We start from the raw sequence: 675 nt of genomic DNA on the forward strand, positions 1-675 counted from the left end.
AGAAAGTATTTTCTTCCTAATGTCTTTAGCATTGGTAAATTCATCACTATATTTTTTCATTTCATTACGAATTTCCCCTAACATTTTTAAATCGAAATCACTAATATAACGTGATATTTGTTCTATGCCCCTTTCTAAGTAATCAAAATCCGCTATAACACAATATTTAATATCCAGTTCTTGTAATATCTTTATGTAACTTGGAAATTGACTCTTTCCACCCACTTGAATTGTGGAAATATTTTTTTTATCAAGATAGCCTTTTTCCCCATAAATACTATCAGCGATAGCAGGCATTAAGTATTCTYCTCCACCCTCTACTAGAATTACCTTGTCAGCAAAAAAGATTTCGGCATTTTTATTCCATAATAAATGTCTTAATTTTTGTATATTCTGCCTATCTTCTTTATTGAATCTAATATGGAATGCTTTCGTACTTTTATCGTCGACTCTTTTGATAACAATGATATTTTCTATGTTTGTATTTCTAAGGAATTCTACACTGTGAGTAGCAATAATAACTTGATTTTGGTCTATTTTACCCTGTAATATAAACTCATCTAATTTAACTGAAAGCATTCTCCTTGCTTGTGGATGAAGAAATAATTCTGGTTCTTCTAGGGCTAGTAATGAGTTACATCTATGAAATTTATCACAATAGTATGAGAATAAACT

1 protein-coding gene is annotated in these 675 nt (G+C 29.7%); it reads right to left on the minus strand.

Annotation, left to right across the window (positions count from 1 at the left end):
- The coding region (locus AC1DUW_RS31595) for an ATP-dependent nuclease (RefSeq protein WP_477644546.1) at positions 1 to 675 on the minus strand (675 nt) is incomplete at both ends.

Source organism: Peribacillus sp. P4_C12, assembly GCF_056402095.1.